Annotated in this window: 24 protein-coding genes; 16 read left to right on the top strand and 8 right to left on the bottom strand. The window is 35.3% G+C overall.

Annotated elements, in window-relative coordinates:
• Positions 1 to 17: 17 nt before the first annotated feature.
• On the bottom strand, positions 18 to 641 hold the full coding sequence (locus tag EL194_RS00340) for a sortase (protein ID WP_003774146.1): 624 nt from the start codon (positions 639 to 641) through the stop codon (positions 18 to 20).
• Positions 642 to 729: 88 nt separating this feature from the next.
• On the opposite strand from EL194_RS00340, the gene dnaX reads away from it, so the two are divergent.
• From dnaX to EL194_RS00325, 3 genes are read left to right on the top strand one after another with little or no spacing between them, the layout of a single operon-like run.
• Positions 730 to 2532, top strand: a complete 1803-nt coding sequence (gene dnaX, locus EL194_RS00335) for a DNA polymerase III subunit gamma/tau (protein ID WP_003774144.1) — start codon at positions 730 to 732, stop codon at positions 2530 to 2532.
• 10 nt (positions 2533 to 2542) lie between these two features.
• Positions 2543 to 3133 (top strand): recombination mediator RecR, encoded by a 591-nt coding sequence (gene recR, locus EL194_RS00330; RefSeq protein WP_003774142.1) that lies wholly within the window; start codon positions 2543 to 2545, stop codon positions 3131 to 3133.
• A 9-nt stretch (positions 3134 to 3142) separates the two neighbouring features.
• A complete protein-coding gene (locus tag EL194_RS00325) occupies positions 3143 to 4021 on the top strand; it encodes a hypothetical protein (protein ID WP_003774141.1) in 879 nt (292 codons plus the stop codon).
• Here the strand turns inward: EL194_RS00325 and EL194_RS00320 are convergent.
• Positions 3984 to 4529, bottom strand: a complete 546-nt coding sequence (locus EL194_RS00320; RefSeq protein WP_003774140.1) for a CYTH domain-containing protein — start codon at positions 4527 to 4529, stop codon at positions 3984 to 3986. The genes EL194_RS00325 and EL194_RS00320 overlap by 38 nt on opposite strands.
• A 42-nt stretch (positions 4530 to 4571) precedes the next feature.
• On the opposite strand from EL194_RS00320, the gene EL194_RS00315 reads away from it, so the two are divergent.
• Entirely contained in the window at positions 4572 to 5354 is a 783-nt protein-coding gene (locus EL194_RS00315; RefSeq protein ID WP_003774139.1) for an NAD kinase, read from the top strand.
• A gap of 40 nt (positions 5355 to 5394) precedes the next feature.
• Here EL194_RS00315 and EL194_RS00310 read toward each other — a convergent pair whose 3' ends face one another.
• Positions 5395 to 6606, bottom strand: a complete 1212-nt coding sequence (locus EL194_RS00310) for an FtsW/RodA/SpoVE family cell cycle protein (protein ID WP_003774138.1) — start codon at positions 6604 to 6606, stop codon at positions 5395 to 5397.
• A 65-nt stretch (positions 6607 to 6671) separates the two neighbouring features.
• Between EL194_RS00310 and EL194_RS00305 the strand changes: the two genes are divergently transcribed.
• The 7 genes from EL194_RS00305 to EL194_RS00275 are packed head-to-tail and all read left to right on the top strand — an operon-like array spanning position 6672 to position 17719.
• Complete coding sequence (locus EL194_RS00305; RefSeq protein WP_034886635.1) at positions 6672 to 8207, top strand: PTS transporter subunit EIIC; 1536 nt, start codon at positions 6672 to 6674, stop codon at positions 8205 to 8207.
• Complete coding sequence (gene mutS, locus EL194_RS00300) at positions 8204 to 10711, top strand: DNA mismatch repair protein MutS (protein ID WP_003774136.1); 2508 nt, start codon at positions 8204 to 8206, stop codon at positions 10709 to 10711. The genes EL194_RS00305 and mutS overlap by 4 nt, the downstream gene beginning before the upstream one ends.
• Entirely contained in the window at positions 10704 to 12461 is a 1758-nt protein-coding gene (mutL, locus tag EL194_RS00295) for a DNA mismatch repair endonuclease MutL (protein WP_003774135.1), read from the top strand. The genes mutS and mutL overlap by 8 nt, the downstream gene beginning before the upstream one ends.
• A complete protein-coding gene (gene miaA / locus EL194_RS00290; protein ID WP_003774133.1) occupies positions 12458 to 13354 on the top strand; it encodes a tRNA (adenosine(37)-N6)-dimethylallyltransferase MiaA in 897 nt (298 codons plus the stop codon). The genes mutL and miaA overlap by 4 nt, the downstream gene beginning before the upstream one ends.
• Positions 13355 to 13411: 57 nt before the next feature.
• Entirely contained in the window at positions 13412 to 14263 is an 852-nt protein-coding gene (locus EL194_RS00285) for an ABC transporter ATP-binding protein (protein ID WP_003774131.1), read from the top strand.
• Entirely contained in the window at positions 14247 to 15380 is a 1134-nt protein-coding gene (locus EL194_RS00280; protein ID WP_003774129.1) for an ABC transporter permease, read from the top strand. The genes EL194_RS00285 and EL194_RS00280 overlap by 17 nt, the downstream gene beginning before the upstream one ends.
• A gap of 47 nt (positions 15381 to 15427) precedes the next feature.
• Positions 15428 to 17719, top strand: a complete 2292-nt coding sequence (locus tag EL194_RS00275; protein ID WP_003774128.1) for an ABC transporter ATP-binding protein/permease — start codon at positions 15428 to 15430, stop codon at positions 17717 to 17719.
• Between the two features lie 69 nt (positions 17720 to 17788).
• Here the strand turns inward: EL194_RS00275 and EL194_RS00270 are convergent, their stop codons facing one another.
• Positions 17789 to 18643, bottom strand: coding sequence for a DegV family protein (locus tag EL194_RS00270; protein ID WP_034886632.1), 855 nt, complete (start codon positions 18641 to 18643; stop codon positions 17789 to 17791).
• Between the two features lie 53 nt (positions 18644 to 18696).
• Positions 18697 to 19566 carry a DegV family protein gene (locus tag EL194_RS00265; protein WP_003774124.1) on the bottom strand — a complete coding sequence of 290 codons (870 nt, stop codon included), beginning with the start codon at positions 19564 to 19566 and terminating at the stop codon, positions 18697 to 18699.
• A gap of 79 nt (positions 19567 to 19645) precedes the next feature.
• Here EL194_RS00265 and EL194_RS00260 point away from each other — a divergent pair, with 79 nt between their 5' ends.
• From EL194_RS00260 to EL194_RS00245, 4 genes are all read left to right on the top strand, one after another.
• The gene (locus tag EL194_RS00260) at positions 19646 to 20272 is read left to right on the top strand and encodes an IMPACT family protein (protein WP_051009463.1); all 627 of its coding nucleotides are present in this window, start codon (positions 19646 to 19648) and stop codon (positions 20270 to 20272) included.
• Between the two features lie 12 nt (positions 20273 to 20284).
• Positions 20285 to 20704, top strand: a complete 420-nt coding sequence (locus EL194_RS00255) for a Fur family transcriptional regulator (protein WP_003774120.1) — start codon at positions 20285 to 20287, stop codon at positions 20702 to 20704.
• 66 nt (positions 20705 to 20770) lie between these two features.
• The gene (locus EL194_RS00250) at positions 20771 to 21610 is read left to right on the top strand and encodes a VOC family protein (protein ID WP_003774118.1); all 840 of its coding nucleotides are present in this window, start codon (positions 20771 to 20773) and stop codon (positions 21608 to 21610) included.
• A gap of 17 nt (positions 21611 to 21627) precedes the next feature.
• Positions 21628 to 22740: a cation diffusion facilitator family transporter gene (locus tag EL194_RS00245; protein ID WP_003774116.1), complete on the top strand. Its 1113-nt coding sequence runs from the start codon at positions 21628 to 21630 to the stop codon at positions 22738 to 22740.
• A gap of 34 nt (positions 22741 to 22774) precedes the next feature.
• Here the strand turns inward: EL194_RS00245 and EL194_RS00240 are convergent, their stop codons facing one another.
• The 3 genes from EL194_RS00240 to EL194_RS00230 form a co-directional block, all read right to left on the bottom strand.
• Positions 22775 to 23380, bottom strand: coding sequence for a hypothetical protein (locus tag EL194_RS00240; RefSeq protein ID WP_126345093.1), 606 nt, complete (start codon positions 23378 to 23380; stop codon positions 22775 to 22777).
• Positions 23381 to 23467: 87 nt separating this feature from the next.
• Positions 23468 to 24691 (bottom strand): MFS transporter, encoded by a 1224-nt coding sequence (locus EL194_RS00235; protein ID WP_003774112.1) that lies wholly within the window; start codon positions 24689 to 24691, stop codon positions 23468 to 23470.
• A gap of 110 nt (positions 24692 to 24801) precedes the next feature.
• Positions 24802 to 25995, bottom strand: a complete 1194-nt coding sequence (locus tag EL194_RS00230; RefSeq protein ID WP_003774110.1) for a helix-turn-helix domain-containing protein — start codon at positions 25993 to 25995, stop codon at positions 24802 to 24804.
• Between the two features lie 224 nt (positions 25996 to 26219).
• Between EL194_RS00230 and pyrR the strand changes: the two genes are divergently transcribed.
• Positions 26220 to 26729 (top strand): bifunctional pyr operon transcriptional regulator/uracil phosphoribosyltransferase PyrR, encoded by a 510-nt coding sequence (gene pyrR, locus EL194_RS00225; protein WP_003774109.1) that lies wholly within the window; start codon positions 26220 to 26222, stop codon positions 26727 to 26729.
• The last annotated feature ends 1 nt before the right edge of the window (position 26730 follow it).

The following is a 26730-nucleotide window of genomic DNA, read 5'->3' as shown; positions in this document are numbered from 1 at the left end:
TTTATTTGTTTCTTTACTTAACGAGTTGGTTCAGAACTTTCAAGTTCTGCTTTAATGATTGTACGGTTAACGCTGTAATCATTTGCTTCGGTACATGTTACAAGAGTAAGTGTAGCTCCACGAGATTCATCGTCATTAAGTACAGAAGTATCAGTATAAGGAACTTCAAAGTTATCGTAAACCTTATATATATAAGTAGTGTTATCTTCTTTACGATGTAATTTAATCGTATCGCCTTTTTCAATCTTCTCAAAATCACGGAAGACACAGCTTGCGCAACGACCATTATGTCCAGCAATTGAGAAGTTTCCTTCTCCAGGAGGGTCTATTGACCGATTCCAGGCTACAACATAACGATTGAGATAACCCCAGTCGTCAGATTTCACAATTAAATGGTTGATATCAAGCTTTTCAATCTCGATTGATCCCCATTTATCAGTTTCTTGTTTTGAAGGACCATCAGAATCATCTTGAGGTAGGGGAGCATTAAGGAAATCTTGTAATTCTCGTTTGAGCGCTTCACGTTCAAGATAAGAAGAACCGACATCATAAATGATTATTCCCAATCCTGCGAGGATCATCATAATTCCTAAAAAACCAAATAAATTAAATTTTTTCTTTTTCTTAGTATTGTTTTCCATAGTTATCCACCTTAATTACATTATATAGATTGTAAAACAGAATATCAATATAAGGTCCTCCATGATATAATGAGATAAAGGTGATAATATGTCGTATCAATCGTTATATCGTAAATATAGACCTGCACATCTTGACGAAGTTGTGGGGCAAGAACATGTCGTTAATGTATTAAAAAATTCGATTACTAAAAATAAGATATCACACGCATATCTTTTTTGTGGTCCACGTGGAACCGGAAAAACGTCAATCGCGAAATTATTTGCACGTGCAGTGAATTGCGAGAACCCAGATCAAGTAATCTGTGGAACCTGTGATAACTGTTTAGCCGTCGCTGATGGTACACATCCAGACCTCATCGAAATCGATGCAGCGAGTAACAATGGTGTAGATGAAATTCGTGGTCTAATCGAAAAAGTGAAATATACGCCGATACTTGGAAAGTATAAAGTTTATATCATTGATGAGGTTCATATGCTCTCACAAGGGGCTTTCAATGCACTTCTTAAAACATTAGAAGAACCACCAAGTCACGTGGTATTTATCCTAGCTACTACAGAAATACATAAAGTATTACCCACTATAATTTCACGTTGTCAACGCTATGATTTTAATCGAATTGGTGAAGTAGATATCGCGAAAAGACTGGACTATGTCCTTAATAATGAAAATGTAGAGGCCGAACAAGGCGTATCAAAACTGATCGCAAGCTTATCCGGTGGTGGGCTTAGAAATGCATTAACAATCCTAGAACAAGCGATTGTACTCGCAGATGATCAAATTACAGTAAATCAAATTTATGATACCAATGGCATTATTACAGACCAAGATAAAATCAACTTGTTTGATAGCATTCGTGAACAACAGATGGAAGCACTTGTTAATCAAATTGCAATGATGAATGAAAAAAGTGTTAATATCGATCGTTTAATGATGGATTTAGTCAGTGGATTGAAAGACTCAATTATCTACTCACATACAAAGTCTGATGCGTTGGTTAATGAGAACAGTCTAATGTTTATTCATTATCTCGCAGAAACACTTCAAGTTCATGAACGCTTGAAAGTTATCGAAAAATTATTAAGTTATACTGACAAAATGAAATTCTCACAGAATCAATCAACTTATTTTGAAGTCGCTATGGTAGATGTCTTTAATTCATTTAGTAATAAAAATGTGAATTTAAATCAACAGACTGAACTAACAATGACAGCGGAACAAATTTATAGAGCAGAAAACAATATTAAGCCACAAAAACCAAAAACTTCAACTCAAATCGAAGTAATTAAGAAGCCAGCACCTGTTGAAGAGAGTGTTCCATTCGAAGAAGATAAGGATATAGATTCTGTAGAAGAAGAAATTGTTATTGAAACACAAGTATTGAGTGAAGTGTCAACCGAACAAACTGAATCTTTTTTAACGGTTGATGATGTCGTTCGATATATGGTAACAGCTGATAAAGCAATTCGTATACAAGATGATGCATCGTATCAAGAAATCGATCGCTATAAGGTCGATCTTAAGTGGGCACGTGCTAGCCGTTTGATAAGCGGAGGAAAATTGGTATTAAGTAGTCATTTTTTCGCTGTAATTGCCCTTATAAATGAAGCTGCAGTAAGAGAAGTTGCGGAACAGAGAAATCAAATTGAGTTATATAACTTCTCTAAAGTGCTCTTTGGTGATGAAAAACAAATTTTAGCCATTACGCAAGAAATGTATTCTGAAGCAGTTTCTAAATTCTTAGTACTTTCAAAAGAAAACGCCTTACCGGAACCAATGGAACCAAAAACGTTTCACGATACAACGCAAGTAGAAGAGCGTGAACAAAAAGATGAAAGTCTCGAAAAGGTAAAAGAACTTTTTGGAGGCATTGTTGAAATAATAGAATCGTAGGTGTGAATATATGTATCCTAAAAAACTTGAACAATTAATTGAGTCGTTTATGATGCTTCCAGGAGTTGGGCAAAAAACGGCTGAGCGCTATGCATTAAGTATCTTGGATCAACAAACACAAGATGTTGATAAATTTTCACAAGATCTAACCATCGCACGGAATGAGATTCAATCATGTAAGGTATGTCACAACCTCTCAGACGAGGAAATTTGTCAGATATGCAAAGATAACACACGTGATCGTTCCATAATATGTGTGGTTGCTACTGCAAAAGAAGCATTCTCAATCGAAAAAATGAATGAATACCATGGTGTCTATCATGTATTAGGAGGATTAATCTCTACTCAGAAAGGGATACTTCCTGAGAATTTAAATATATTATCTCTCATTAATCGTGTCGATGAAAATGTTACTGAAGTTATTTTGGCGCTTAATGCTACAGTTGAAGGCGAAATGACATCCCTCTATCTTGCCAAAAAACTAGAGGATAAGACAGATGTTTCACGTTTAGCATTTGGTTTACCAATAGGTGGGCATTTAGATTATGCTGACGATATGACACTAATGAAAGCTTTTGAGGGTCGAAGTAAAGTCAAATAGGAGGTCCATATGAGCTCAATAGCGTATATTTCCGATGAAAAGATGGTTGAATATCATCGAACTAATGGAAATCAAACTGTGAATTTTTGGAGACTAAGTCTTAAAGGATTCGAGCGGTTTGATGTTGGTGACTTACTTTTTTTCTTAGACAAACGATATACACATCCTCAAACGAAAGAAAAAGGGATTATTGGTTATGGACGCGCAAGAACAATCCGTACCATGAGCGTTAGACGAACATGGGATCAATATGGAACCATGAACGGATACACCTCTTATGATATGTTTGAAGAAGCGATTTTAAATCGAACTAAAGATAATAAATTACCGAAACAAATTCAAAGTATTGAACTCGAAGATATTAAGTTCTTCGCAGCTCCTATCTATTTACATGAAGTCGACTTTAAGCTAACTAAACGTCTCGAATCGTTTACGTATCTTGAAGATGAGGAGAACAGTATTGTATTGAATTTACTAAACAAGGGACTGGAAATCGGAATTGATCAGTGGTTTACCAAAGTACATAAACATGCTCTAGGTGTAAAAGATATCAAAGAAGATATCGATCACCAACGGTTAAGAGATGTTATCGCAAGCATTCGCACGGAATGGACGCAAATACAGGAGACCATGATTCCTTCAAATGAAGAAATATACAAAATTGGGTCAATAGGGTATACATATAAGGGTAACAAAAAAGCCGCTGTTTTATTGCCGTGTTCTTCAATTAAAAACCAAATTTATCCACTGTTGGGTATTTCCTGGGTAATAAAAAAAGAACTTGATGATTTCAAGTTCTCGATTTCCTTATGTACTAAGAATCAAAGTGTTTCACAACCTTACCAAGATCTTATTCAGCGGATGAATTTAGAGCTCGTAGATATTTAGGTTTGGAAGCTTTAAATTGAATTCCTAGGGATTTAAGCGTATCAAGATAATGTTGGTACGCTTTTTCATTACCTTCATGGAGTTCATACTCCAGTTCAAAATCAGAACCATTTAAGAAACGGGTATAGTCTAGACACCATACGCCATAGATATCAGAATATTCATATCGCACCGTATTACTGAATGCGATGACTTCCATTGCATCAACATCAATTGATTTCGTATTCAAAAAATCAATGATTCGTTCATCCATAAGTGATTTTTCATTTAAGGTAACCTCGTATTCCAAAACACCTTCTTCTTGTGGAACCTTTAATGTGAATTCGTAAGTACTTCCAATCGTGCGAATACGGCACATGGAGTGTTGCTTGAATAATGAGCCTTCAGGCGTATCATAATAGGTATTTTCTTGATACTTAGGATCATTAAAAGGAAATGAATTTAAAATATGATTAAATTCTTCCTGTGTAAGTTGCGTTTTATATTCAATTTCGAGATGTTGTTTCATACATCTATGGTACAATAAGTTTAAAGGAAAAGGAAGTGGATTATGAAACGTTTCACACTTGTTCAACGTGGTGATACTGCGTCACAAGGTATTTGCATGAAGATTCGCGATGCACTTGTGGAAAATAATTTTATATTTGATGCTGAGAATCCAGAACTCATAATATGTGTTGGTGGCGATGGAACACTTTTAAAAGCGTTTCATGATTGGATTCATATAATTGATGATGTTGCTTTCGTAGGAATCCATTCAGGAACTCTTGGCTTTTCCACAGATTATACAAAAGATTGTGTTGATCAGTTCATTAAAGATGTTGTTCATAATGAACCTGTTATTGAAGAAAAACGAATTCTCGAAGCACTCTGTATTAATGACACCCGAGAAATTCATATCTGCGCTTTAAATGAAATACGCGTTGAGAATATCGTTAAAACACAAGCATTAGAGATTTATATCGATGATTGCTATTTCGAAACGTTTAGAGGTAATGGCGTTTGTATCTCGGGTCAATATGGATCGACAGCTTATAATCGTTCGATTGGTGGTGCAGTAATTTTTCCAGGATTGGATTTATTACAGCTTACCGAAATATCAGGAATTCACCATCGCTATGCCCGTAGTTTGGACTCTCCTTTAATTATGCATCCCGATTCCAAAATTATTTTAAAAAGTGATTCGTTCGATCATGCTTTGTTGTGTTATGACCATCTGCATAAACATCTCGATGGCATACATGAGATTAGAATATCGAGTTATCCTAAAGTAATGCGTTTTGCTCGTTTTATTGATATACCGCATATTCAACGGTTAAATGCTTTATTTTAAAAAGAAAAGAAGGTATGACAAGATTGTCATACCTTCTTTTTTAATGTTTATGTAAATTTACGGTTTCACTATACATATGCAATGCAACAGCAATTGGTATCATATAAGATACTAGGGATGATCCCCCATAAGATATAAAGGGGAGTGTAATTCCGGTAATTGGAAGAATACCAAGAATCATACCGATATTCTGTAAATCTTGGAATACAATCATACCAATGATTCCCATCATCATATACCGTTCTTTAGATAAGTTGCTTCTTAATGTATTGATTACAAGTTTAATATCAAAAGCAAACGATAAAATAACGACCAAAGAGGCACCTAGAAATCCGAAATTCTGCGAAATAACTGCGAAAATAAAATCGGTTTGAGGTTCAGGAAACTGTGCAATCACAGAACCTAAAGGATGTCCTGTTAGTCCTGCAGTACCAAGAGATAGCAGTGCTTGGAAGAGTTGATATCCATAAGTTTGTGGATATTTCTCATAGTCCAACCAACCATAGAAGCGAGTAAGACGGTAATGCGTTGCACCACCACCAAGTATGGTGTTTAGCAATTCTTGATTATTATAGTAAAGCCATACGATACCAAGTAAAAGTCCAAGAGCTAGTCCTACAATAACAATAAACCATTCTCTACGAACACCAGATAAGAAGAACATCGTAGCAAGACTGACAAGAATAACGATTGGAACTCCTGTATCGGGTTGTAGAAATATGAGAATAAAGGGCGGAAGAACATACTTAATCATTTTAAAGATTAATTCAAAATCACTCTTGAATGAATATTCTGTTTTTAAAGTGTTGTGTTCATGAATTGTATTGGCTGTTTTGATTACGAGTACGATTTTCATAAATTCACTCGGTTGGAAGGAACCAATACCAGGAATAGAATACCAAGCATGTGTACCATTTATTTCAGCGGCAAAGGGAATATGAATCCCAAAGCGTGAAGAGAGTACCCGTGCTATGACTAGACCAAGTAGGCATACCATCAAAATCCAATATGCAATGTCTACTGCAGTGAAGATACGGTCGACACCGATTTTGAGGAGAAAAGCAACGACTCCAAGACCCACGACAATCCAACTAATCTGTTTAATGACTAAATTAACGCCGCCATCTTGGTTCATAAGTGGTGCTGCAAGATGAATTGCAACGAGGCTTATTCCAAAAAGTGCAAAGAGCAAGACAATTAAAGTCACATCAAGGGTGAAGTGTCGTTTGCTTTCATTTATAAATTTGTTCATCGTGCCTCCTTTTGCGAATGAATGTAATAGTGTATAATAGAATGGAAAAGTTAGAGGTGCTCAAAATGAATCGTCTTCAGACATATTATGAACAGTTACAACTCCCATTGAAATCATTATTCTTGGGTTGTTTCTTGATTACAATCGGTTCTATTATAGCAAACCCATATATCGTCATGATATTTAAATTTAACAGTCCACTATTTGTTACAGCATCGAAATTGTTGTTGTATGCTGGTGGTATCATTTTATCATATTTTCCACTGTATGTTTTTATTAAATTGTTAACGCATCGAAATGATGAAACCAATGTTGTGGTTACAGGATTCATTTCATATTTAGTATTTTTAGTTGTGATGACTTTGTTATCACCAACGACTTCACCTAAAGCTGCGTATTCAGACATTCTAAACATTACAATTGGAAACGAATCATATGGTTTGTTTAAAACAGGAATTTTTGGCTTCTTAGCCGTATTATTAGTGGTTCGGTATTGTTATCGTAGCCATAAAGAAACAACGGGATTTTCTCAAGTTTCTTACTTAGACAGAGATACAATTAAATTAGTAAATTCGATTATTGGTTCAGCAATCGTAGGGGCGATTTTTGCATATGGATGGCCTATGTTTGTTGATGGAATTTACAATGCATTGAAATTTATCTCTTCGGATTCACATAATCCAATGAGTCTCTTTGCCTATGGGGGCTTAGAACGTCTTTTAACACTTGGTAATATTCAAACAATGATGCACCAGGAAATCTGGTTGGGTTCACTGGGTGGATCATGGATGAATATCGGTGGTGAAACTTTTGTAGGGGATGCTAATATATGGACTGCTCAACTTAAAGAGGGTTTAAATATGATTAGTGGTGCTGGACGCTATACAAGTGCATACTATGTACTTAATTTATTTGCGATTCCAGGTTATCTTCTTGCAGTGATTTCAACAATCTCAAATAAAAAAGTTTTAAAGAAGAATATTTCACTCTTTATTATTGTTATCTTAACATCAATGCTTGGTGGGATTATTTTCCCGGTTGAGTTATTAATGCTCTTAACAAGTCCAATTCTGTATTTCTTCCATCTCTTTATGACCGCGTTTATTTATGCGATTCTTGTAGGTTTTGGAGCAACTGTTGGGTTCTCATATTTGGGAACATTAACAAGTGCTACACCCGGTAACCTCATTGACTTCATTGGACTTATGAGAAATACGGTAATGTTTAATAAAATTATGATTATTCTATTAGTGGGTATTATTACATTTATTATTTACTTTGCGATGACTCGTTTCTATTACAGTAGAATGGCAATTGATGTCTTAAATATTGGAAGTAAAAAAGAACGTGTTAATGATTTCATTGAACGACTTGGTGGGCTTGAGAATATCGAAGCAATATCAAGTACTCCAACTCATATTCATGTTGCGCTACGTGATCGTGATGAATTAAATGTTTCGGGATTACACCGTCAAGGTGTTACGCGTATCGTTGAAACTCGACAAGGATTTACACTTTCTGTGGGATCTTCATCTTATATGTTACAACGTGCTGTAAACCGTCATCTTGATGCACTCCCTAAAGAGGAAACTGAAGAATGACTAAAGCAACATTAACACCAATGCTACAACAATATATGGACATAAAGAAAAACACCAATGATGCGTTGGTGTTTTATCGCTTGGGAGACTTCTATGAATTGTTCTTTGAAGATGCAATTACAGCATCTAAAGTTTTGGACCTCGTTTTAACAGCGCGATCAGCAGGTAAAGATCAAAAAGCGCCTATGTGTGGTGTTCCGCACCATGCAGCTCAAGGTTATATTCAAAAATTAGTCGCAGCAGGTTATAAAGTAGCGATAGTTGAACAAGTTGAAGATCCTAAAGAAGCAAAGGGGATTGTAAAACGAGATGTTGTTGAGATTGTCACGCCAGGTACTTATTTTGAGATGGACGATAATGAAACACGAGAAATAGCTTCAATTACTCTTGATTTAGTTTATGCAACGATTGTAAGTTGTGATATTGTTTCGGGAAATTTACGTGCAATTCGTGTTATGAATGATTTTGTGGAGATTATCAAGGTTCTCCAACAATTTCAAGTTAAAGAAATTGTCGTCTCGGAACACTTTGATTCTAAAATTATCAATGAAATAAAAAACAAAACAGAGATATACGTCTCATATCAAGAAGAATTGGCGGACGAAGTTCAACATCAAGATCCAACAATTCGTAAAACACAAGCACGTTTGATTCAATATCTCATTTATACGCATAAACGAAGTCTGAATCATCTGTCTGAGGTTGTTGTTTTAAATGACGAAGCATATTTACGTATGGATTATGCTACGATGACAAATTTAGAACTCATTGATCATCAAAAAGGAAAAGAATTATCCTTATTTCACTTTATTAATCATACTAAAACGAACATGGGTGCACGAGCACTTAAAGAAATGTTGATGCAACCTCTAGTTAATGTCGAGTCAATTGAGAAGCGTCACCTCCAGATAGAGACGCTAATTGAAGATTATCTACTTGCAGATTCATTAAGTCATAGTTTAAAAGAAACCTACGATATTCATCGTGTTATTGCCCGTTTATCAACGGCTAAACATAATGCACAAGATCTTGTTCGTTTGAAGAAGACATTAGGTACATTTAAACAAATGCAAGAAACGGTTGATGGCATCGATTGTTTTAGTTTTATGCTTGTCGATCCACTTTTAGATGTATATCAATTATTGGATACTCATATATTAGATGATGCTCCAGTTGCTCTTAAAGAAGGTAGAACTTTTAAACAAGGGATTCATTCCGAATTGGACGAATTATTAGAACTTTCCAAAAACGGAAGAAAATGGTTGATTAATTTTGAGGCGGAACAGCGCGAAAAAACGGGTATAAAAAACTTAAAAGTCGGTTATACTCGAGCGTTTGGGTATTATATTGAAATTACTAAAGGTCAAATTGAGAATGTTCGTGATGATTTTGGTTATATTCGAAAGCAAACCTTGACGAATGCTGAGCGATACATCAGTGAAGCATTACAAGAATATGAACTTAAGACAAGCCAAGCAAGTGAACGTATTTTAGAAATTGAGCATGAACTTTTTGATAAAGTCTCTCGCTATATTTCCCAATATACTTCTCAAATCCATAAAATTGGTTCAGCCATCGCACTCATGGATGCCCTCTTATCGCTTTCTGAAATTTCAGCTTTACCAGGATATCAAAGACCCCAGTTTGTTTCTGGAAATGTCTTAGATATTAAAAATGGCAAGCACCCTGTTTTAGAGTCTACATTAAAAGATCATCAATATATCGCTAGTGATGTATTAATGGATACAAGTCGAAATACTCTAATCTTAACGGGACCTAATATGGGTGGTAAAAGTACTTATATGAGAATGGTTGCATTGAATGTTATTTTGGCACAGATTGGATGTTATGTTCCGTGTGAAACAATGACACTAAGTCTTGTTGATCAAATCTTTACACGAATGGGTGCAAGTGATGACATTCTCATGGGCCAATCGACCTTTATGGTTGAAATGATGGAGGCTCAAGCTGCTTTATCTCGCGCTACGAAGCATTCCTTAGTTCTTTTTGATGAAATTGGACGTGGTACTTCGACGTACGATGGTATGGCGCTCGCGCAAGCAATTATCGAATACATTAACAATTCAATCCAAAGTCGTACAATCTTTTCCACACATTATCATGAATTGGTTACTTTAGAATCAATGTATGACGGCATCAAGAACATTCATGTGGAAGTTCACGAAGAAAATGATGATGTCACATTCTTATACAAAGTAATTGATGGACGTGCAGATAAATCCTATGGGATAAATGTAGCCCGATTGGCTCATCTACCACAAAGTATTATTGAACGTGCCAAACATAATCTAGAGGTTCTTGAATTATCAAAAAATCGTTTAGATATAGACACAAAAGTGGTAACCGTAGAAATTGAACCACAGGGTTATAATATAGTTAAAAATAAATTGCAGAGCCTGGATGTTAATCAATTAACACCAATTGAAGCACTCATGGTTCTTTCTGAATTAAAATCAATCATTGAGGACAAAGGCAATGAATAAAATTAAAGTACTGGATACACATCTAACAAATATGATTGCTGCGGGTGAAGTTGTAGAACGACCTGCTGGAATTATAAAGGAACTTGTAGAAAATTCTATTGATGCGAATGCTACAAGTATTGAAGTGCGTATTATTGAAGGTGGTATGGGATTAATCGAAGTGAGTGATAATGGTGATGGCATGAGTGGTGAGGATTTATCTCAAGCATTTGAACGCCATTCAACCTCTAAAATAAAGAGCGTTTTAGACCTTAATGCGATTTCATCATTTGGATTTCGAGGTGAAGCTTTACCGTCGATTGCATCTGTAAGCCATGTTGAGGCAATTTCAAGCGATGGTGTTGAAGGCCATCGAATAATCATTGATAATGGAGTCAAAAAGGTGAAAGAGAGAGCAGCTCGTAATCAAGGGACAACAATCTCGGTTTCGAGTCTCTTTCTTAAAACACCGGCACGGCTAAAACATATTAAAAATGTTCATTATGAAACATCGATTGTACTCGATACAATTCAAAAGTTTGCAATGGGTAATCCTAAAATAGCGTTCACTCTTTATAACGAAAGCAAAGTAAGTTTTAGAAGTTATGGAAGAAATGATATTGCGGATGTTTTTCATCGTGTTTACGGTGCGCAAGTAACACAAGATACACAGTTGTTTAGTGCAGAAAATTACGATTTTAAAATTGATGGTATTATGGCGCTTCCACAACACAACCGAGCGAATCGATATTCAATTTGGCTATATATTAATAATCGTATGATTCGTTTTCCTAAGATACAGAAAGCAATTGTAGATGGCTATCGACGTCATATGCCTACTGATCGCTATCCAATTGTCGTGATGAACATCCATGTTGATCCTCAGTTAGTAGATGTGAACGTACATCCTAGTAAATGGGAGATTCGTTTATCTAAAGATAATGTTCTAGTGGAACTTATTCAGGATTGCTTTTCCTCAATTTTAGACAAAAACATGCGTCCACAACGAGTTACCTTTCCAAGTCCCGTTGCCGTGCAAACGGATATCAAAGAAGCGTTGCTCGGTGAACCAATACCACGGTTTGAACCACTCATTGAGGAACCAAAGAAAATATATGTACCCGATTATATACCGGATTCTTTACCAATATCAGATTTTAAACCACGCGAAGTAGAACCTCAAATAGAATCGGGAAAAATAGAACCTCTTACTGTATTATCACAAATGAGCGGATGTTATATTCTCGCTCAAGGGGAAAATGGTCTCTATATTATTGATCAGCATGCAGCGATGGAGCGTGTCCGTTATGAGTATTACCAAAACAAAATGCTTAATCAAAACAATCCTACGCAAGATTTTTTAATTCCATTAATTATTGAAGGACGAAAACCAATAATCGGTCGAGTTCATGAAATTAACCAAATACTCAAAGAATTTCAACTTGAGTTAGAAGTTTTTGGGGAAGATGCGTTTGTATTAAGAAGTACCCCTTTATGGATTGAAGAAAAAGTGGTCTCAGAATTTATTCATGAAGTTTTAGATATGTTTGAAGATGAACGAACAATTCGTGAAGAAGATTTACGTCGAAATGTACTTGCGACCTTAGCATGTCATTCTTCAGTACGATTCAATGAGTATATGTCAATGGATGAAATGACTGAGTTGGTTCGACAACTTAGAGCGTGTGAACAACCTTTTAATTGTCCACATGGGAGACCAACATTTATTACAGTAGAGCATAAACAACTCATCAAGGAGTTCAAACGATGAAAAAAGTAATTGTCATTGCAGGTGTTACGGCTTCAGGCAAATCGAGCCTGGCAGTTTCATTAGCCAAAAAAATTAATGGAGAAATTATAAGTGCCGACTCGGTAGCCGTTTATAAAGAATTGAATATTGGTAGTGCTAAACCAACAGTTGAAGAGCAGGATGGTATTATTCACCATCTAATTGATATCGTATCCATTACGGAATCATATCATGTTGCGCGATTTCAAAAAGAAGCACGAGATGCCATTGATTTAATCCTAAGCAAAGGTAAAACTCCGATTATAGTTGGCGGAACAGGGCTCTATATTAATGCATTGCTCAATGACTACAGATTTAATGAAGAACTTGAGTTACCTGAAATTGATGAGAGCTTAACTAATGAAGCTTTAATGCAAGAACTTATAGAGCTTGATCCAGTTACAGCTGAAAATATACATATAAACAATCGAAAGCGTCTCATTCGATCATTACAAATGGTAAAAGGGATGAAATTACCTAAGTCAGATGTAAATGAAAATAAAGGGAAAAATCGTCTTTACGATGCACATGTATATTTTCTACAAGGTGATCGAACGAAACTCTATGAACGTATTAATAAACGTGTAGATATAATGATGAGTCAGGGACTTCTGGATGAAGTGAGTGAACTCAAAACAGAATATCCGGATTTGTTCTCATTTCAAAGCATGCAATCAATCGGCTATCGTGAGTTTAATGATTATTTCCAGGGGAATAGCTCAATTGATGAAGTTCAAGAACTGATAAAAACGAATACGAGAAGACTTGCGAAACGACAAATCACATGGTTTAAACATCAAACTGAAAGTATTTGGATTGATGTATTTAACGAAGATCCTCTCGAATTTGTATTAAATAATATCGAAAAGTGGTAAATCCACTTTTTTTTAGGAAAAAATTTTAAAAAAGCACATCTATTATAGGGGTGTAATATGAAAGTTGAACAACTAACAAAACTTTATAAAAACAATCGTGGGATTAAGGATATTTCGTTTGAAATTGGTGAGGGAGAAATCCTTGCGGTATTAGGTGTCAATGGAAGTGGTAAATCGACATTGTTTAAAACAATAACAGGTTTAATTCGCCATGATTCAGGAGTGATTAGTGTAAATGATATTGGATATATACCTGAAAATCGTTCTTTATACAAGGATATCACCGTTAAGGAGCATCTTGAACTTTACGCAAGACTTCATGGTATGGAGTTTGATGACATTCAATCAAACATTGAATATTGGATGCGATATTTGGAAATAGAAATGTATTTAAATTCAAAAATTATGACACTCTCGAAAGGAAACCAACAAAAAGTTCAAATTTTATGTGGACTTATCCATGATCCACAGACAATAATCATGGATGAACCACTGAGTGGTTTAGATATTCATAACATGAGACTCATAAAAGGGTTGTTACGTAAGCTTGCGAGAAGAGGGAAGTCGATCTTAATATCAAGTCATCAATATGAAGAAGTCGAAGAGGTCTCAGATTATATTCTAATCTTGAAAGATGGTGTTATGAAAAAGTATGGATCACTTAAAGATCTCAAGATTCAAGCGTTAATAACTTATTTAATATTGGAAAAAGACCAGTATTATGACATTAAGCATCTTGGACTGGATTATAAAGTAGTGGAGGATAAGGTCTATGTCGTGATTCATGACAAGAACACACTCAAAAATGTTATGCCTACTTTAATTGAAACCCGATGTGTTGAAAAGATTGTAATTGATTCTGTGTCTTTAAAAGAAATGGTGGAAATGACTTATGAAGACGCTAATTAAGTTTTCGATTAAGCGCCGCATGATGAATCGAACAACACTTCTATTCTATATGATAGTCTTTACTGTGATGGGATGTCTTTTGTTTGGAGATAAGGTTTTATCACTCTTGTTACCGAGTGTTTCGGAGCCCAGTCCAATAAAAACAGTAGATATTGATTGGCATCGATTTTCAGATGGATTTGAGAAAATCATTAAATATGACGACGAAGCTTCGATTGTTATTACCAAAAATGACGGGAGCTATACCATTCAAACAGAAACACCGCTTAGTCCAACAGAAAAAAGCACACTAGGACTGATTATTGATAGTTATGAGAACGGAAGCCATGAAAAACCCGTTGTCATTTATAAGACGACATCAAAAAATAATTTAAATCTAGAAATTGTTTTCTCCATACTCACAACATTATATTTCCTTATTACATCACTAAGCTCATCCGCGATGAGCGAAGTAATAATGGAAAAAACATCAAATGTTTTAGAAATGGTATGCTCTGTAGTTCAAGTTAAAACTTATTTTGTTACGAAGGTAGTCTTAGGTTTAATAATGATGTTGATTCAGCTATCAAGTCTCGGAATGATTTTTGGTTTTTGGATTTGTATCCGGCAGTTCTATGATCAAGGTGAAGGATTGGTTGAGTTATTACAAACTCTTGGTATTCTTGATTTTGAAGGAAGAACATTTTTCGACATAATGAAAAATTTAAACTTATCGCAAACAGATTATTTAAATATCGGGTGTGCACTTTTAATACTCATGGTCGGAATTGCAACAATACAAATTATTCTACTTGTACTCGCCGTTCGTATTCGATCAATTGAGGAAGCCGGAAGTGTTCATGGACCGCTTTATTTCTTAATGCTGTGTATCTATTATTTGTCTATTTTTCTCAACACCCGTTATCAAATGACGGAAGGTTGGGGTGTTTATTTATCATTAACACCTTTATTTAGTATGTTATTTCTCCCACTTCGTGTTCTTGTATATGATGTAAGTCTCTATGAGATTGTTTTTTCATTTGCGACAGCGATTGGATTTTTTATGCTCGTATTTGAGTTTTCGAAGTACTACAGCGAGATGTTTATTTTTGATAATGATACGAAAAAGATTGACTAAAATCCTCTAATGTATTACTGTGTTAATACATTAGAGGTGAACAGACGATGTTAAAATTAGATAAAATAACAAAAAAATATGGCGATGTTGAAGCGCTTAAAGGTGTTTCTTTAACATTTAGAAAAAATGAATTCGTTTCAATTCTCGGTCCTTCAGGATGTGGGAAGACAACGATGTTGAATATTATTGGCGGACTTGACCGATATACAAGTGGCGATCTCAATATTTCTGGAATATCAACGAAGAACTATAAAGATCGTGACTGGGATTCTTATCGTAACAGTTCAGTAGGATTTGTATTTCAATCTTATAATTTAATACCTCATCTTACCGTTCTTCAAAACGTTGAATTATCTTTGAAATTATCTGGGATTTCGAAGAAAGAAGGAGAAGCACGCGCACGTACGGCTCTAGAAAAAGTTGGTTTAGTAGATCATTTAAACAAAAAACCGAACCAGTTATCCGGTGGACAAATGCAACGTGTTGCGATTGCTCGTGCTATTGTAAATGACCCTGAGATTATCCTTGCGGATGAACCGACAGGTGCTCTCGATAGTAAAACAAGTGTTATTATCATGGACTTACTTAAAGAAATTGCACAAGATCGTCTTGTAATCATGGTTACTCACAATGCAGAGCTTGCACATGAATACAGCAATCGCATCGTGGAATTGTTAGATGGTCAAATTATAAGTGACAGCAATCCTTTTGATGCAGATATAAATAGTGAAAAACTTGCGAAGCGTAAACGTACGAAAATGCCTTATATGACAGCATTGGGTCTAAGTGGAAAAAACTTGTGGGCCAAAAAGGGGAGAACTGTTCTTACAAGTTTTGCGGGAAGTATTGGAATCATTGGTATTGCATTAATTCTTGCACTCTCTTCAGGGTTATCAAATTCAATTAATAAAATGCAGTCCGATACATTAGCTACATCACCAATTACAATCGGATCATCTGATTTTGATTTCTCAGGTCCTGTAGTTACAGAAGATACTACTGACATGAACGAATTCCCTACAGATTCTAAACTTCAAATATATGAACCTAAAGTTCAAACAAATGTCATTACAAACAATATTACCCAAGAATATATTGACCATGTTAATAAACTCGATTCCGATAAATATATTTCGATACAATATATTCATAAAGCGAATATGAATATGATCCGTAAATCAGGTGATAAATATGTACATGTTCAATCAAGTTCATCCCACATGGGAGAGTTACTTGATAATGAGGACTTCAATAACAATCAATATGATATTCTTGAAGGTCGTATGCCTAAAGGTGATAACGAAATGATTTTAGTTGTTGATAACTATAACCGAATTGCAAAAGAAACGGTTAAAGAACTTGGACTGGGTGATTTAGGGGATAAAGTCGATCTAAAGTCCTTAGTAGGTCAAGAGTTTAAGTTAATTCAAAATAATGATTATTTTGTTAAAGATGAATTTGGACTATACCGAGAAGCTAGCCAACAAAATTACGAAACAATCTACGGAAGTGATAAAGCGAAGACATTATCCATTGTTGGTGTTATGAGACAAAAAGAAGATTCATCGTTCCAAATGTATCAACCAGGTTTATATTACCGTTCTGATTTAGTAAAATCATTCATTAAAGATTCTACAGATTCAGAAGTAGTTAAAGCACAAAAAGAAGTAGGTAAAGAATACAGCGTTGTTTCTGGAATGGGATTTGAAGGTCATCCATTTAAAGAAGCCGATGCACTTTATCAAGATCAACTTGAGGAACTCGGATCCTCTTCATTACCACGAAACATTTCAATCATTCCTGCAGACTTTGAAGCTAAAAAGGAGATTCGATCACATCTTGATGCCTATAATACAGATAAAAAAGATGCTGATAAAATTACATATAGCGATATGTCAGAGATGATTACTGGTGTTATGGAAACAGTTGTTAATACGATTTCATATGTATTAATTGGTTTCTCATCAATTTCGCTAGTGGTTTCATCATTGATGATTGGAATCATTACCTATGTATCCGTAATTGAACGAACAAAAGAAATTGGTGTGCTTCGTAGTTTAGGAGCTCGTAAAAAAGATATTTCACGTGTGTTTAATGCTGAAACGTTCTTGATTGGATTTGTATCAGGTACATTGGGTATTGTGGTAACTTACCTATTAACCTTCCCAATTAATGCGATTATTTATAACTTAACGAAAACAGAGAATATTGCTGTAGTTAATCCTTTACACGCTGTGATTTTAATCATTATTAGTATTATCCTTACATCCATTTCGGGCGTAATCCCTTCAAGAATGGCTGCTAAGAAAGATCCAGTTATTGCTTTAAGAAGCGAATAATAAATGGACATCCTCAAATGGATGTCCTTTTTTGCATTTAGAGCACAAAATCTAAAAAAAAGAAGTCTTCTAGACTTCGATTTTTTTCATATATTGAAATGCAAGAGATCCAATTCCAACATGAACACTTACTGTTGAAATTAACTCAGTTACATAGATTTCTGTGTTTGGGAATGCTTCTTCAAATTTCTTAACAGTTTTATTAAGCTCATCCTTTGCATCCACATCCACAATCGTAATTTTATAAGTTTCATCAACACCAGCTTCTTGCATCGCTTCAATTACACGATCAATTGCTTTGGACATCGTTCGAACTTTATCAAAAGGTTCAATAATTCCTTTAGTGTCTTTATTGAGATGAAGTATTGGTTTAATTTTTAGAAAACCACCAAGTTTTGCGGCAAGAGGGGAAAGTCTTCCACCTCGTGATAGATGCGCCAAATCATCAGGAATAATAAACGTGTTACCATTATTGAGTGCCACATCAATACGTTCTTTGATTTCAGGAATATCATATCCTTGATCAAGAAGTTTTCGAGCAGCGAGTGCACAATCAAGTTCAATTGATGCAGCTGTAAAACAATCAATGAAAACAAATTCTATATCGACAAATTGGGCAGCTGTATTCATTGCGCCAATAGTACCAGAGATTCCAGTGGTAATAGGTATCGCAAGAATTCGCTCGTATCCTTTAGCCTTAATTTCTCTAAATAAGTCTTCAATCATGCCAAGAGCTGGCAGTGATGTTTGAAGCATGATGTTTTCCCTCATGAGGGCATTAACCTGATCAATTGAAATCTCAACACTTTCAAGTGAAGCATCGTCCTCATTGATGATCTGTAAGGGTATCGCGAAAAGACCATCCATTTCGATATTTTCATTATAATAATTACTACTACTATCGACAATAACCGCAGTTTTCATAATACAACCTCCAAGTACTATCATTATACACTAATAATGAAAGGCATACGACCTCACTTGATATATTTATCGGTTTTCGGAATCCATTGAATTGCGACAGTTCCAAGACCCGCGTGCGTTGCGACAGCAGCCGGTAAGTCCATAATATACGCATCATGAGTACCAAAGGATTCAGAAATTGCATCACGAAGGCGTGTTGTTATTTCTTTCGCATCGCTGTGTAAGTAATAAAAATCATACGACTCAGGTGTAACGCCTTGTTCCTTCATATGTTTAATCAACAGTTCGAAAATCTTAGTTTCTGTACGCGCAGTTCCAAATTTTTCGATGGTTAAACCATGGTTTTCAAGATATAGAAGGGGTTTAACTTTTAAAAGTGATGCAAGAGTCGCAGCATGTTTTGAAATTCGTCCACTAACACGTAATTGATCTAAGTTTTGTGGATATACAAATGACTCGGTGCGTAATAAAAATGTATTGATTCGTGTTATCATCTCATCGATTGATACGCCGTTAAGTTCCATGGCTCTTATAAGTTTTACGGTTTGTTGGACCGGACCCCCTAAGGTAAATGAGTCGACAACATGAATTTCGCATCCTTCTACATGTGATGCAGCTTGATTAAAGGCACTGTAAGTCCCTGATAGATTTGAAGAGAGTGTTACCGCAAGAATTTGCTCGTAACCTTCATCACATATTGCTTCAAAAAGATTGATTAATGAACCAAGATTAGGCTGAGAAGTCATAATCTTTTCTTTCTTTGAGAGTAATTCATGTACCTCTTCTTTTGAGATGGTTTCTTGGTCTAAGTACTCAGTGTTGTTGTGGATTAAAGTTAATGGTGCAATAAAAACGTTATACTTTTTAATTTCTTCTGGTGTGAAACATACTGATGAATCACATACAATCGCTAATTTTTTCATACATATCCTCCGATGAAAGCATTATAGAATATAATACTTTGAAAGTCAAACTATTATATTCCTTTATGAAAGAACCAAAATGATTTATAATACATACATGGAACAATTAGACTATAAAACAATTCAATCGGAAGTAATTGCGGAACAAGAGATCAATAAATCTAAATTTATTGGATTTTTAGCGCCAATTAATTCTGAAGAAGAAGCGAAGGCATATTTAAAATCAATCAAAAAAATGCATCCTAAAGCAACGCATCATTGTAGTGCTTATCGAACGGGTGAGATTGAACGATCGAATGATGATGGCGAACCCGCATCGTCAGCAGGCTTACCCATGCTTCAAGTCCTTCGCGGTCATAAACTTGAAGGGGTAATTGCGGTTGTGGTGCGTTATTATGGCGGGGTTTTACTTGGTGTAGGCGGTTTGATTAGAGCTTACGGTTCAACGGTCTCTCTTACTCTTGAAGATGCGAAATTGCTTGCACCTCAAAAGGTATATACGATGGAACTCTCATTTCCCTACGAGTTTATTAACGAGGTGGAATTGCACATTACAAGTGTGGGAACTGTTTTGGATCGTAACTATGATTCCTTAGCACGCTATCAGATATGTGTTACCGATCCAATGTTATTGGAACCGTTAGATGATTTAACACGTGGAACTATAAGTAAGAGTATTATTAAAGAGTCAATTGAGTTTATTTAGGAGGTCTTGATTATGGATATCAAAACAGAATTAAATCATCATGGCATAAAATCAACACGTCAACGTGAAGCGATTTTAACGATTTTAAAAGATAGTGATACACCTATCACAATCAATCAAATTCGCGAATCATTGGATGCGGTTGGAGAATACATGGACTTATCCACGATTTATCGTGTTTTGGATGTCTTTGAACAAAAAAATATTATAACCAAGACAGTGCCACTTGAGCCATCGCAAAGTGTATATGACTATAAACGACATATTCATAAACATCACCTTATTTGTACCCAATGTGGAACCATCACAATTATTGAGGGATGTCCACTTGGAGATTATGAAGGTAAAGTTGCGCGTGATAGTGGGTATATTATCGATCGACATCAATTAGAACTCTACGGGTTATGTCCAGAGTGTCAAAAAAGTGCTTAGCACTTTTTTATGCATAATCCTTTCTTTTATAACATAGTGTAGTAATATGTTAATAGAGGTGAAACTATGAAAACATTAAACAATATATCAATCAAAAACGTCGTACTTAAAGTTTTAGACATTGAATCGATGCAATCTTTCTACGAAAAAACATTAGGGCTTACAGTTCTAAATCAACATGAAAAGAGCGTTGTTTTAGGAATTGATCACATTCCGTTACTCACATTAAAGACTTCCAATCGTTATGAAAAACCCAATCAAAATTACAGTGGTCTTTATCATATGGCATTTTTATTGCCAGAGGAAGCGTATCTTGGGCAATTCATTAAACACCTGGTTGCTTTAAAACAACCAATTACAGGACTTGGGGATCATATTTATTCTCAGGCTATCTATCTCAATGATCCCGAAGGAAACGGGATTGAAGTTTATGCGGATCGTCCGCGATCATCATGGATCATCAATAATGATGGAACGATTATTGGGGGAACAAGGGCTGTGGATGTTGAGGGGCTCATGCGTATCGCTCATCCTCAAGCATGGAGTGGAATGCCTGAGCATACTATATTAGGACATGTTCATCTCCAAGTATCAGACATCGAGAGTGCTCGTAGTTTTTACTTGAATCGATTAGGTTTTGAACTTAAAACGGAAATGCAGAAAGCACTTTTTGTCTCACGTGATGGATATCATCATCACATTGGGATTAATGAATGGGCAGGACCCAATATTGCGGATTTACCTGAAAACACAAGTGGTATGGAATCCTTTACGATTTCGACACCTTCCTTTGTGACCTATAGGGAAGAACTTATTCAAGCGGGTGAGAAGATTGTGGACTTAGATGCGAATCATTTTGAAATCATCGACCCATTTCACATAAACATTATCTTTGAGAAAATTTAATATGATATAATAGGCATATGAAAAACTTAGAAAACAGAAATGTGATTGGAATCAAGGCAGGTATTGTGGGAATAATCTGTAACTTGATTCTTTTTACTTTAAAATTAATCGTTGGTACTTTATCGCATAGTTTTGCGATTCTTGCGGATGCAATCAATAATTTATCAGACAGTTTGTCGTCAATCATCACGATTGTTGGATTTAAAATTGCCGCGAAGCCTGCAGATAAGGAGCATCCCTATGGGCATGAACGTTTTGAATACATTAGTGGCTTTGTAATATCCATCATCATGCTCTACTTAGGTGTAGATATCATTAAATCATCCGTAAAGGATATTTTAAATCCGATGCCTATGCAAATGAGTAAGGCTATGGTGGTTGTATTAGTAATATCTATTATTGTGAAGTTAGGAATGTCTTTATATTATTCAAAGAAAGCTAAAGAAGCTGATTCTGAGGTGTTGGTTGCGAATGCAAAAGATAGTCGTAATGATGTATTTATAACCAGCTCTATTTTATTTGCTCTTTTCATTCAATATTATTTTAATCTGAGGATCGATACGTATCTTGCGATTATCATTGCATTATTTATAATCTATTCATCAATCACAATGCTTCGAGAGTTTATGAATGAGCTTCTGGGTAGTAGACCGGATACGGATACATTATTAAAGGTTAAACAAATTTTATGTGACAACCCGCAGATTGAAGGATATCACGATGTGATGATTTATAACTATGGTACATTTCATGTTTATGGTGTTGTGCATGTGGAAGTCGATGCTAAGTTATCATTAATTGAAGCTCATAATATCATTGATGCGATTGAGCGCGAAATAAAGAAGGAAACAAATATAGACTTAGTAATACATCTCGATCCTTTGGATATGGATAGCCCAGAGATTTTAAACATACAACGTGTGATAAAAACTTACTTGAAGGAATCCTGCGAGGGATGTAAGTTTCATGATTTACGTATAATTAATCATGTACTAAGATTTGAAATTGTTCTGTGTGATGGATTAAAACATGAACCTGATCGCATCAAACAAGAAATTACGGCGTATTTACGGAGTGAAGGAATTCAATACGAATTAGAAATTACGATGGATACAGATCAATTAATTTAAAAAACGTCTTGGTTACATAACCCGGACGTTTTTTTTAGAAAAATGTAGCGAAGATGCTAATTGACCAAAGTGTGAGTGGATAAACAAGAAAGAGTGAAGAAATTAGTGTTCGAAGTGAGTCGTACTTTCTAATTTGAGAGAATGGAAAGAATAAGATGCTTAAAGAATAAAAAGGATTCATTAAGATTGATAGTATCAAAGAGAGTATGAACCACCCAAATAACTGATTATAAGAAGAGTCTCTAAAAATATAGAGAATACTTAAAAATGCGAGAATGATACCAGCGTCTTCAATAAACTTAAAAATCAGAAAGAGAACGCATGGTAACAGGAACCAACCAATTAATTGAAATGTTGGATATTTTTCAGTAATAAAATATTCATACAGATATAAAAGTATAAAAATTAAGAAAAGTGTAATGCATAGGTTTGTATGAACTTGATATTGCGGTGCTACGACGAAAGCATTGAATAATGCATTAAGTATAAACACAAGAGTACTACCAATAAAGAGTTTGTAAAGCATAATCCGTCTATTTTTTGAGGCAAGAAAACAATGAAATCCGAGTAAAGCAATGAGCGGATTGATGAGTGGTAATAAATCTTTAAAATAACTTATCGAGCTAAGTAAAGTATTCAAAGTATCAACTCCTTCTATAAATATCATAGAAAAATATTGAAATTTTCGCCATTGAATTTACTTACATCGACCTTACATTGTTGTAAGTTAGTTCGTACTATAATTATAGAAATGTTTAACCTTATTTTTTTGAGGAAGTATAAAGATAAACAATGCAAGTAGGTAGAATAGCTGTGCAAAAAGGTGAACTTGAGGAATCGGAAAGGATTCCGCAAGAGCACCAAACACGACTTGACCAAACATGCCAGATCCTGAAATAAGAATGATGAAAAAGGAATTAACTTTAGCGCGATATTGTGCAGGGACATGCTTTTGGACGGAACTTATTCGAATGTTTGCACTGTTCATACCCAATACGCCAAGTGTCATGCGAATCAGCACCATAAATGGAAAAGAGACAAAATAGAAAATACTCTCAAGTACGATAAAAAGAACGTAGACAGAAACTGCGATTGTATAACGATGGTTATCTTTAAAAATAACAATACTGTGGATCAATCCACCAATTAGGTAACCAAGACTTGCGAGGGATTGCAGTGTGGCGAAGTGATTTTCGTTTAAGGAAGGACTCGACATGAAGAAAGGATACATTAAAGTTGATGAAGAACTTGAGAAAATAACAAGTGCAAAGAACATGAATACTGAACGAAGTGCGCGATCTGATTTGAGATAGTGTAGACCTTCATTCAGATCATTAAATAAATCGTTTAAGTTCGTTTGGTCAGAATGAATATAGTCAAATTTCGCATTTATCTGATACTCAATAAGTACATCAATCATCGTTAGAAGGGCATATGCGAAGAATATAAAATCCAGACCAAAATAGCGGTACAAGATCATAGCGATGGGTGTAACGATTACACTGCATAAAGGATGAATTGTATTAAGAATCGCATTACCTCTAGAAAAATCTTCCGGGTGAATGATTTGAGGAATGATGGATTGTGATGCAATTGCGGAAATGTTTCCAAGCGAGCTAATCGCAAGGATTATAAATAAATACGAGTAGTAATTAAACGAAAAGAAATGGACGTACAGTCCAGCAAAAATAAAGACTATAAGTAAGATCGATTCGTTTGTTATGAGAACTTTGAGTGGGTTCTTACGGTCAATAAGGGGTCCAATTACAAGTGGAAGTATTAAATTAGGGATCATAGAGAGTGCTGCAAAGATTCCTGAAAGTAAAGTCGATTGTGTTTGGTCAAAGATTACTAAGCTGAGGGCAAGGTTAAGTCCGATGCCACCCATTTCTGAGAAAATAGTACCTAAAAATACGCGAATAAAGTTTTGATTCCATAATGGTTTATGCATAGAAAAACCTCCTACTTTAATTAAACACGTTTTGTTTAAAAGATGTAAGAGGTTGATATTGAGAAATTATGATGTGATTTCAACTGATTTTAGACAATAATGAAGGGAAATTAAGAAATATTGAACTCACTTGTAAGTGCGAGTGCTTTTTTATAGAGACGATTGGCTTTGTAGTACTGAATGAGAAACTTCACATACATAAGGACATAGCCGTGATGAGCTTGAAGATTTGCGGTATCTTTACACATTATTAAAATCGATTCATATTCTTTCTGATGAATATAGTCTGGATTTTCTAACATAAAATCGAGTAAGGCGTAGACAGTTTTAGAGAGTCGATCTGTTGGCTTTTCCAGTTGATCGAAATGGTTTTGAGCTAGATCTCGTTTGTTTTGGAAAATGTTTAGAAGACACGACTTTTGGAGAATTAATGTGTTTAGTTCAATATGTTGTAATGTTTCGCTTTGGGTGTGTTCATACGCACGGGTGAGATGTAGTTGAGCTTTTGTGTAATCCCCAATCAATAAATACGTCGCGCCGAGGTTGTAGTTTATTGAACTTGGAGCGTTAGAATCTTTGAGATAACGATTGAGCTTTAATCCGCGATTATAATAAAATTCCATCATTTCTAACTGATCAGGACTTGTATAAGTTAAATTCGCATAGGATGAACCCATCGTAAACGAGCTCAAATACATTCCTTTAACGTTACCTTGTTTTGAAAATCGTTCGTATGCTTGACTAAGTGTTTCAATCGCGCTGTAATAAAGTCCTGTAATATAGTAAGCAACGCCGAGTTCTTGGTGAATAATACCGTAGTGATCAATTCCCGTTGCATGAAGTAAATACTGTATTTGATCTTCTGAATTCAATGTTTGGGAATAAGCAAGGGTGTAAGCAAGGCGTTGATCAACAGAAAACAGCGCTTCAAAATCTTTGAGACGATTAAGGTATTGAGCGTCGTTTGTGGAATAATAAAGCAGAATATGTGCATTAATTGTTTGATGAGAGTATAAGCACTCTGTTGCAAGGGTTTCTAATTCTTTAGGGACTGTTGGAGTCGTATATGCCAGATAATCATTCCAAAAAGAATTAAAACCGGACAAAAACAGTCCAATTTTTGATTGATCTCGTACTAGATTAATTCCTAAACAATCAAACAGTAAATCAAATATTTCATCACTCGGTGTAACGGTGTTTGATTCGATTTTAGATAGATAAGACACCGAACAGATTCCTTCGCAAAGGGCTTGTTGACTCATGTTTTGCTTAAGTCGTTCATTTCTTAATAGTGTTCCAAGCATCGTATTACCCCCTTTAAATTCATTCTATCACAAACTATTGACTGACACGGTTATTATGTTAAAGAGTTGACAGTTATGACATAAACGCATATGATTAGTAAGAAATAGGAACCTTTAAAATTGTCCAGAGAGGCAAGCAAGGAAAGAGAAACAACCACTTCATCAAATGATGAGCCTCTTTTCGTGCGCGAGAAGGGGCTCTTTTCTATGATTGGAGGGAAATTATGACAAAAATGATTATGAATCAAGAGGAAATCCAACGTGCAATTAACCGTATTGCATTTGAAATTATAGAACATTATCAAGGCATTGAAAATATCGTACTTGTGGGAATTGAAACACGAGGTATCGATATCGCATCTCGAATACAGAAAAAACTTGAAAGCATTGAAGGACCCGTTGCATGTCTGAGTTTAAATATTCATGATTATCGTGATGATGTACGCTCAAAACAAATCTTTGAACGATCTGATGTTTTAGCACAAAAACACGTGGTTATTGTGGACGATGTTTTATTTACAGGAAGAAGTGTTCGATCATCGATGGATGCTATTATTGATTTAGGTCGTCCTTCTTCAATTTCCCTCGCTGTACTTATAGATCGAGGCCATCGCGAGTTACCTATTAGTGCAGACTTTATTGGTAAAAACATTCCAAGCTCTCAGAAGGAACGAATTTACGTTCAGACGATTGAGACGGATGGTATTGATAAAGTTGTGCTTGAAACTACGTAAA

The organism is Erysipelothrix rhusiopathiae, from assembly GCF_900637845.1.
Lineage (GTDB): Bacteria > Bacillota_I > Bacilli_A > Erysipelotrichales > Erysipelotrichaceae > Erysipelothrix > Erysipelothrix rhusiopathiae.
The sequence above is the reverse complement of the archived record's forward strand: the minus strand, read 5'-3'. Positions and strand labels throughout refer to the sequence as shown.

What these genes read in the sequence shown, in the direction of transcription:
- EL194_RS00340 (WP_003774146.1), bottom strand. Translation starts at nt 641, where the DNA reads ATGGAAAACAATACTAAGAAAAAGAAAAAATTTAATTTATTTGGTTTT.
- dnaX (WP_003774144.1), top strand. Translation starts at nt 730, where the DNA reads ATGTCGTATCAATCGTTATATCGTAAATATAGACCTGCACATCTTGAC.
- recR (WP_003774142.1), top strand. Translation starts at nt 2,543, where the DNA reads ATGTATCCTAAAAAACTTGAACAATTAATTGAGTCGTTTATGATGCTT.
- EL194_RS00325 (WP_003774141.1), top strand. Translation starts at nt 3,143, where the DNA reads ATGAGCTCAATAGCGTATATTTCCGATGAAAAGATGGTTGAATATCAT.
- EL194_RS00320 (WP_003774140.1), bottom strand. Translation starts at nt 4,529, where the DNA reads ATGAAACAACATCTCGAAATTGAATATAAAACGCAACTTACACAGGAA.
- EL194_RS00315 (WP_003774139.1), top strand. Translation starts at nt 4,572, where the DNA reads ATGAAACGTTTCACACTTGTTCAACGTGGTGATACTGCGTCACAAGGT.
- EL194_RS00310 (WP_003774138.1), bottom strand. Translation starts at nt 6,606, where the DNA reads ATGAACAAATTTATAAATGAAAGCAAACGACACTTCACCCTTGATGTG.
- EL194_RS00305 (WP_034886635.1), top strand. Translation starts at nt 6,672, where the DNA reads ATGAATCGTCTTCAGACATATTATGAACAGTTACAACTCCCATTGAAA.
- mutS (WP_003774136.1), top strand. Translation starts at nt 8,204, where the DNA reads ATGACTAAAGCAACATTAACACCAATGCTACAACAATATATGGACATA.
- mutL (WP_003774135.1), top strand. Translation starts at nt 10,704, where the DNA reads ATGAATAAAATTAAAGTACTGGATACACATCTAACAAATATGATTGCT.
- miaA (WP_003774133.1), top strand. Translation starts at nt 12,458, where the DNA reads ATGAAAAAAGTAATTGTCATTGCAGGTGTTACGGCTTCAGGCAAATCG.
- EL194_RS00285 (WP_003774131.1), top strand. Translation starts at nt 13,412, where the DNA reads ATGAAAGTTGAACAACTAACAAAACTTTATAAAAACAATCGTGGGATT.
- EL194_RS00280 (WP_003774129.1), top strand. Translation starts at nt 14,247, where the DNA reads ATGAAGACGCTAATTAAGTTTTCGATTAAGCGCCGCATGATGAATCGA.
- EL194_RS00275 (WP_003774128.1), top strand. Translation starts at nt 15,428, where the DNA reads ATGTTAAAATTAGATAAAATAACAAAAAAATATGGCGATGTTGAAGCG.
- EL194_RS00270 (WP_034886632.1), bottom strand. Translation starts at nt 18,643, where the DNA reads ATGAAAACTGCGGTTATTGTCGATAGTAGTAGTAATTATTATAATGAA.
- EL194_RS00265 (WP_003774124.1), bottom strand. Translation starts at nt 19,566, where the DNA reads ATGAAAAAATTAGCGATTGTATGTGATTCATCAGTATGTTTCACACCA.
- EL194_RS00260 (WP_051009463.1), top strand. Translation starts at nt 19,646, where the DNA reads ATGATTTATAATACATACATGGAACAATTAGACTATAAAACAATTCAA.
- EL194_RS00255 (WP_003774120.1), top strand. Translation starts at nt 20,285, where the DNA reads ATGGATATCAAAACAGAATTAAATCATCATGGCATAAAATCAACACGT.
- EL194_RS00250 (WP_003774118.1), top strand. Translation starts at nt 20,771, where the DNA reads ATGAAAACATTAAACAATATATCAATCAAAAACGTCGTACTTAAAGTT.
- EL194_RS00245 (WP_003774116.1), top strand. Translation starts at nt 21,628, where the DNA reads ATGAAAAACTTAGAAAACAGAAATGTGATTGGAATCAAGGCAGGTATT.
- EL194_RS00235 (WP_003774112.1), bottom strand. Translation starts at nt 24,691, where the DNA reads ATGCATAAACCATTATGGAATCAAAACTTTATTCGCGTATTTTTAGGT.
- EL194_RS00230 (WP_003774110.1), bottom strand. Translation starts at nt 25,995, where the DNA reads ATGCTTGGAACACTATTAAGAAATGAACGACTTAAGCAAAACATGAGT.
- pyrR (WP_003774109.1), top strand. Translation starts at nt 26,220, where the DNA reads ATGACAAAAATGATTATGAATCAAGAGGAAATCCAACGTGCAATTAAC.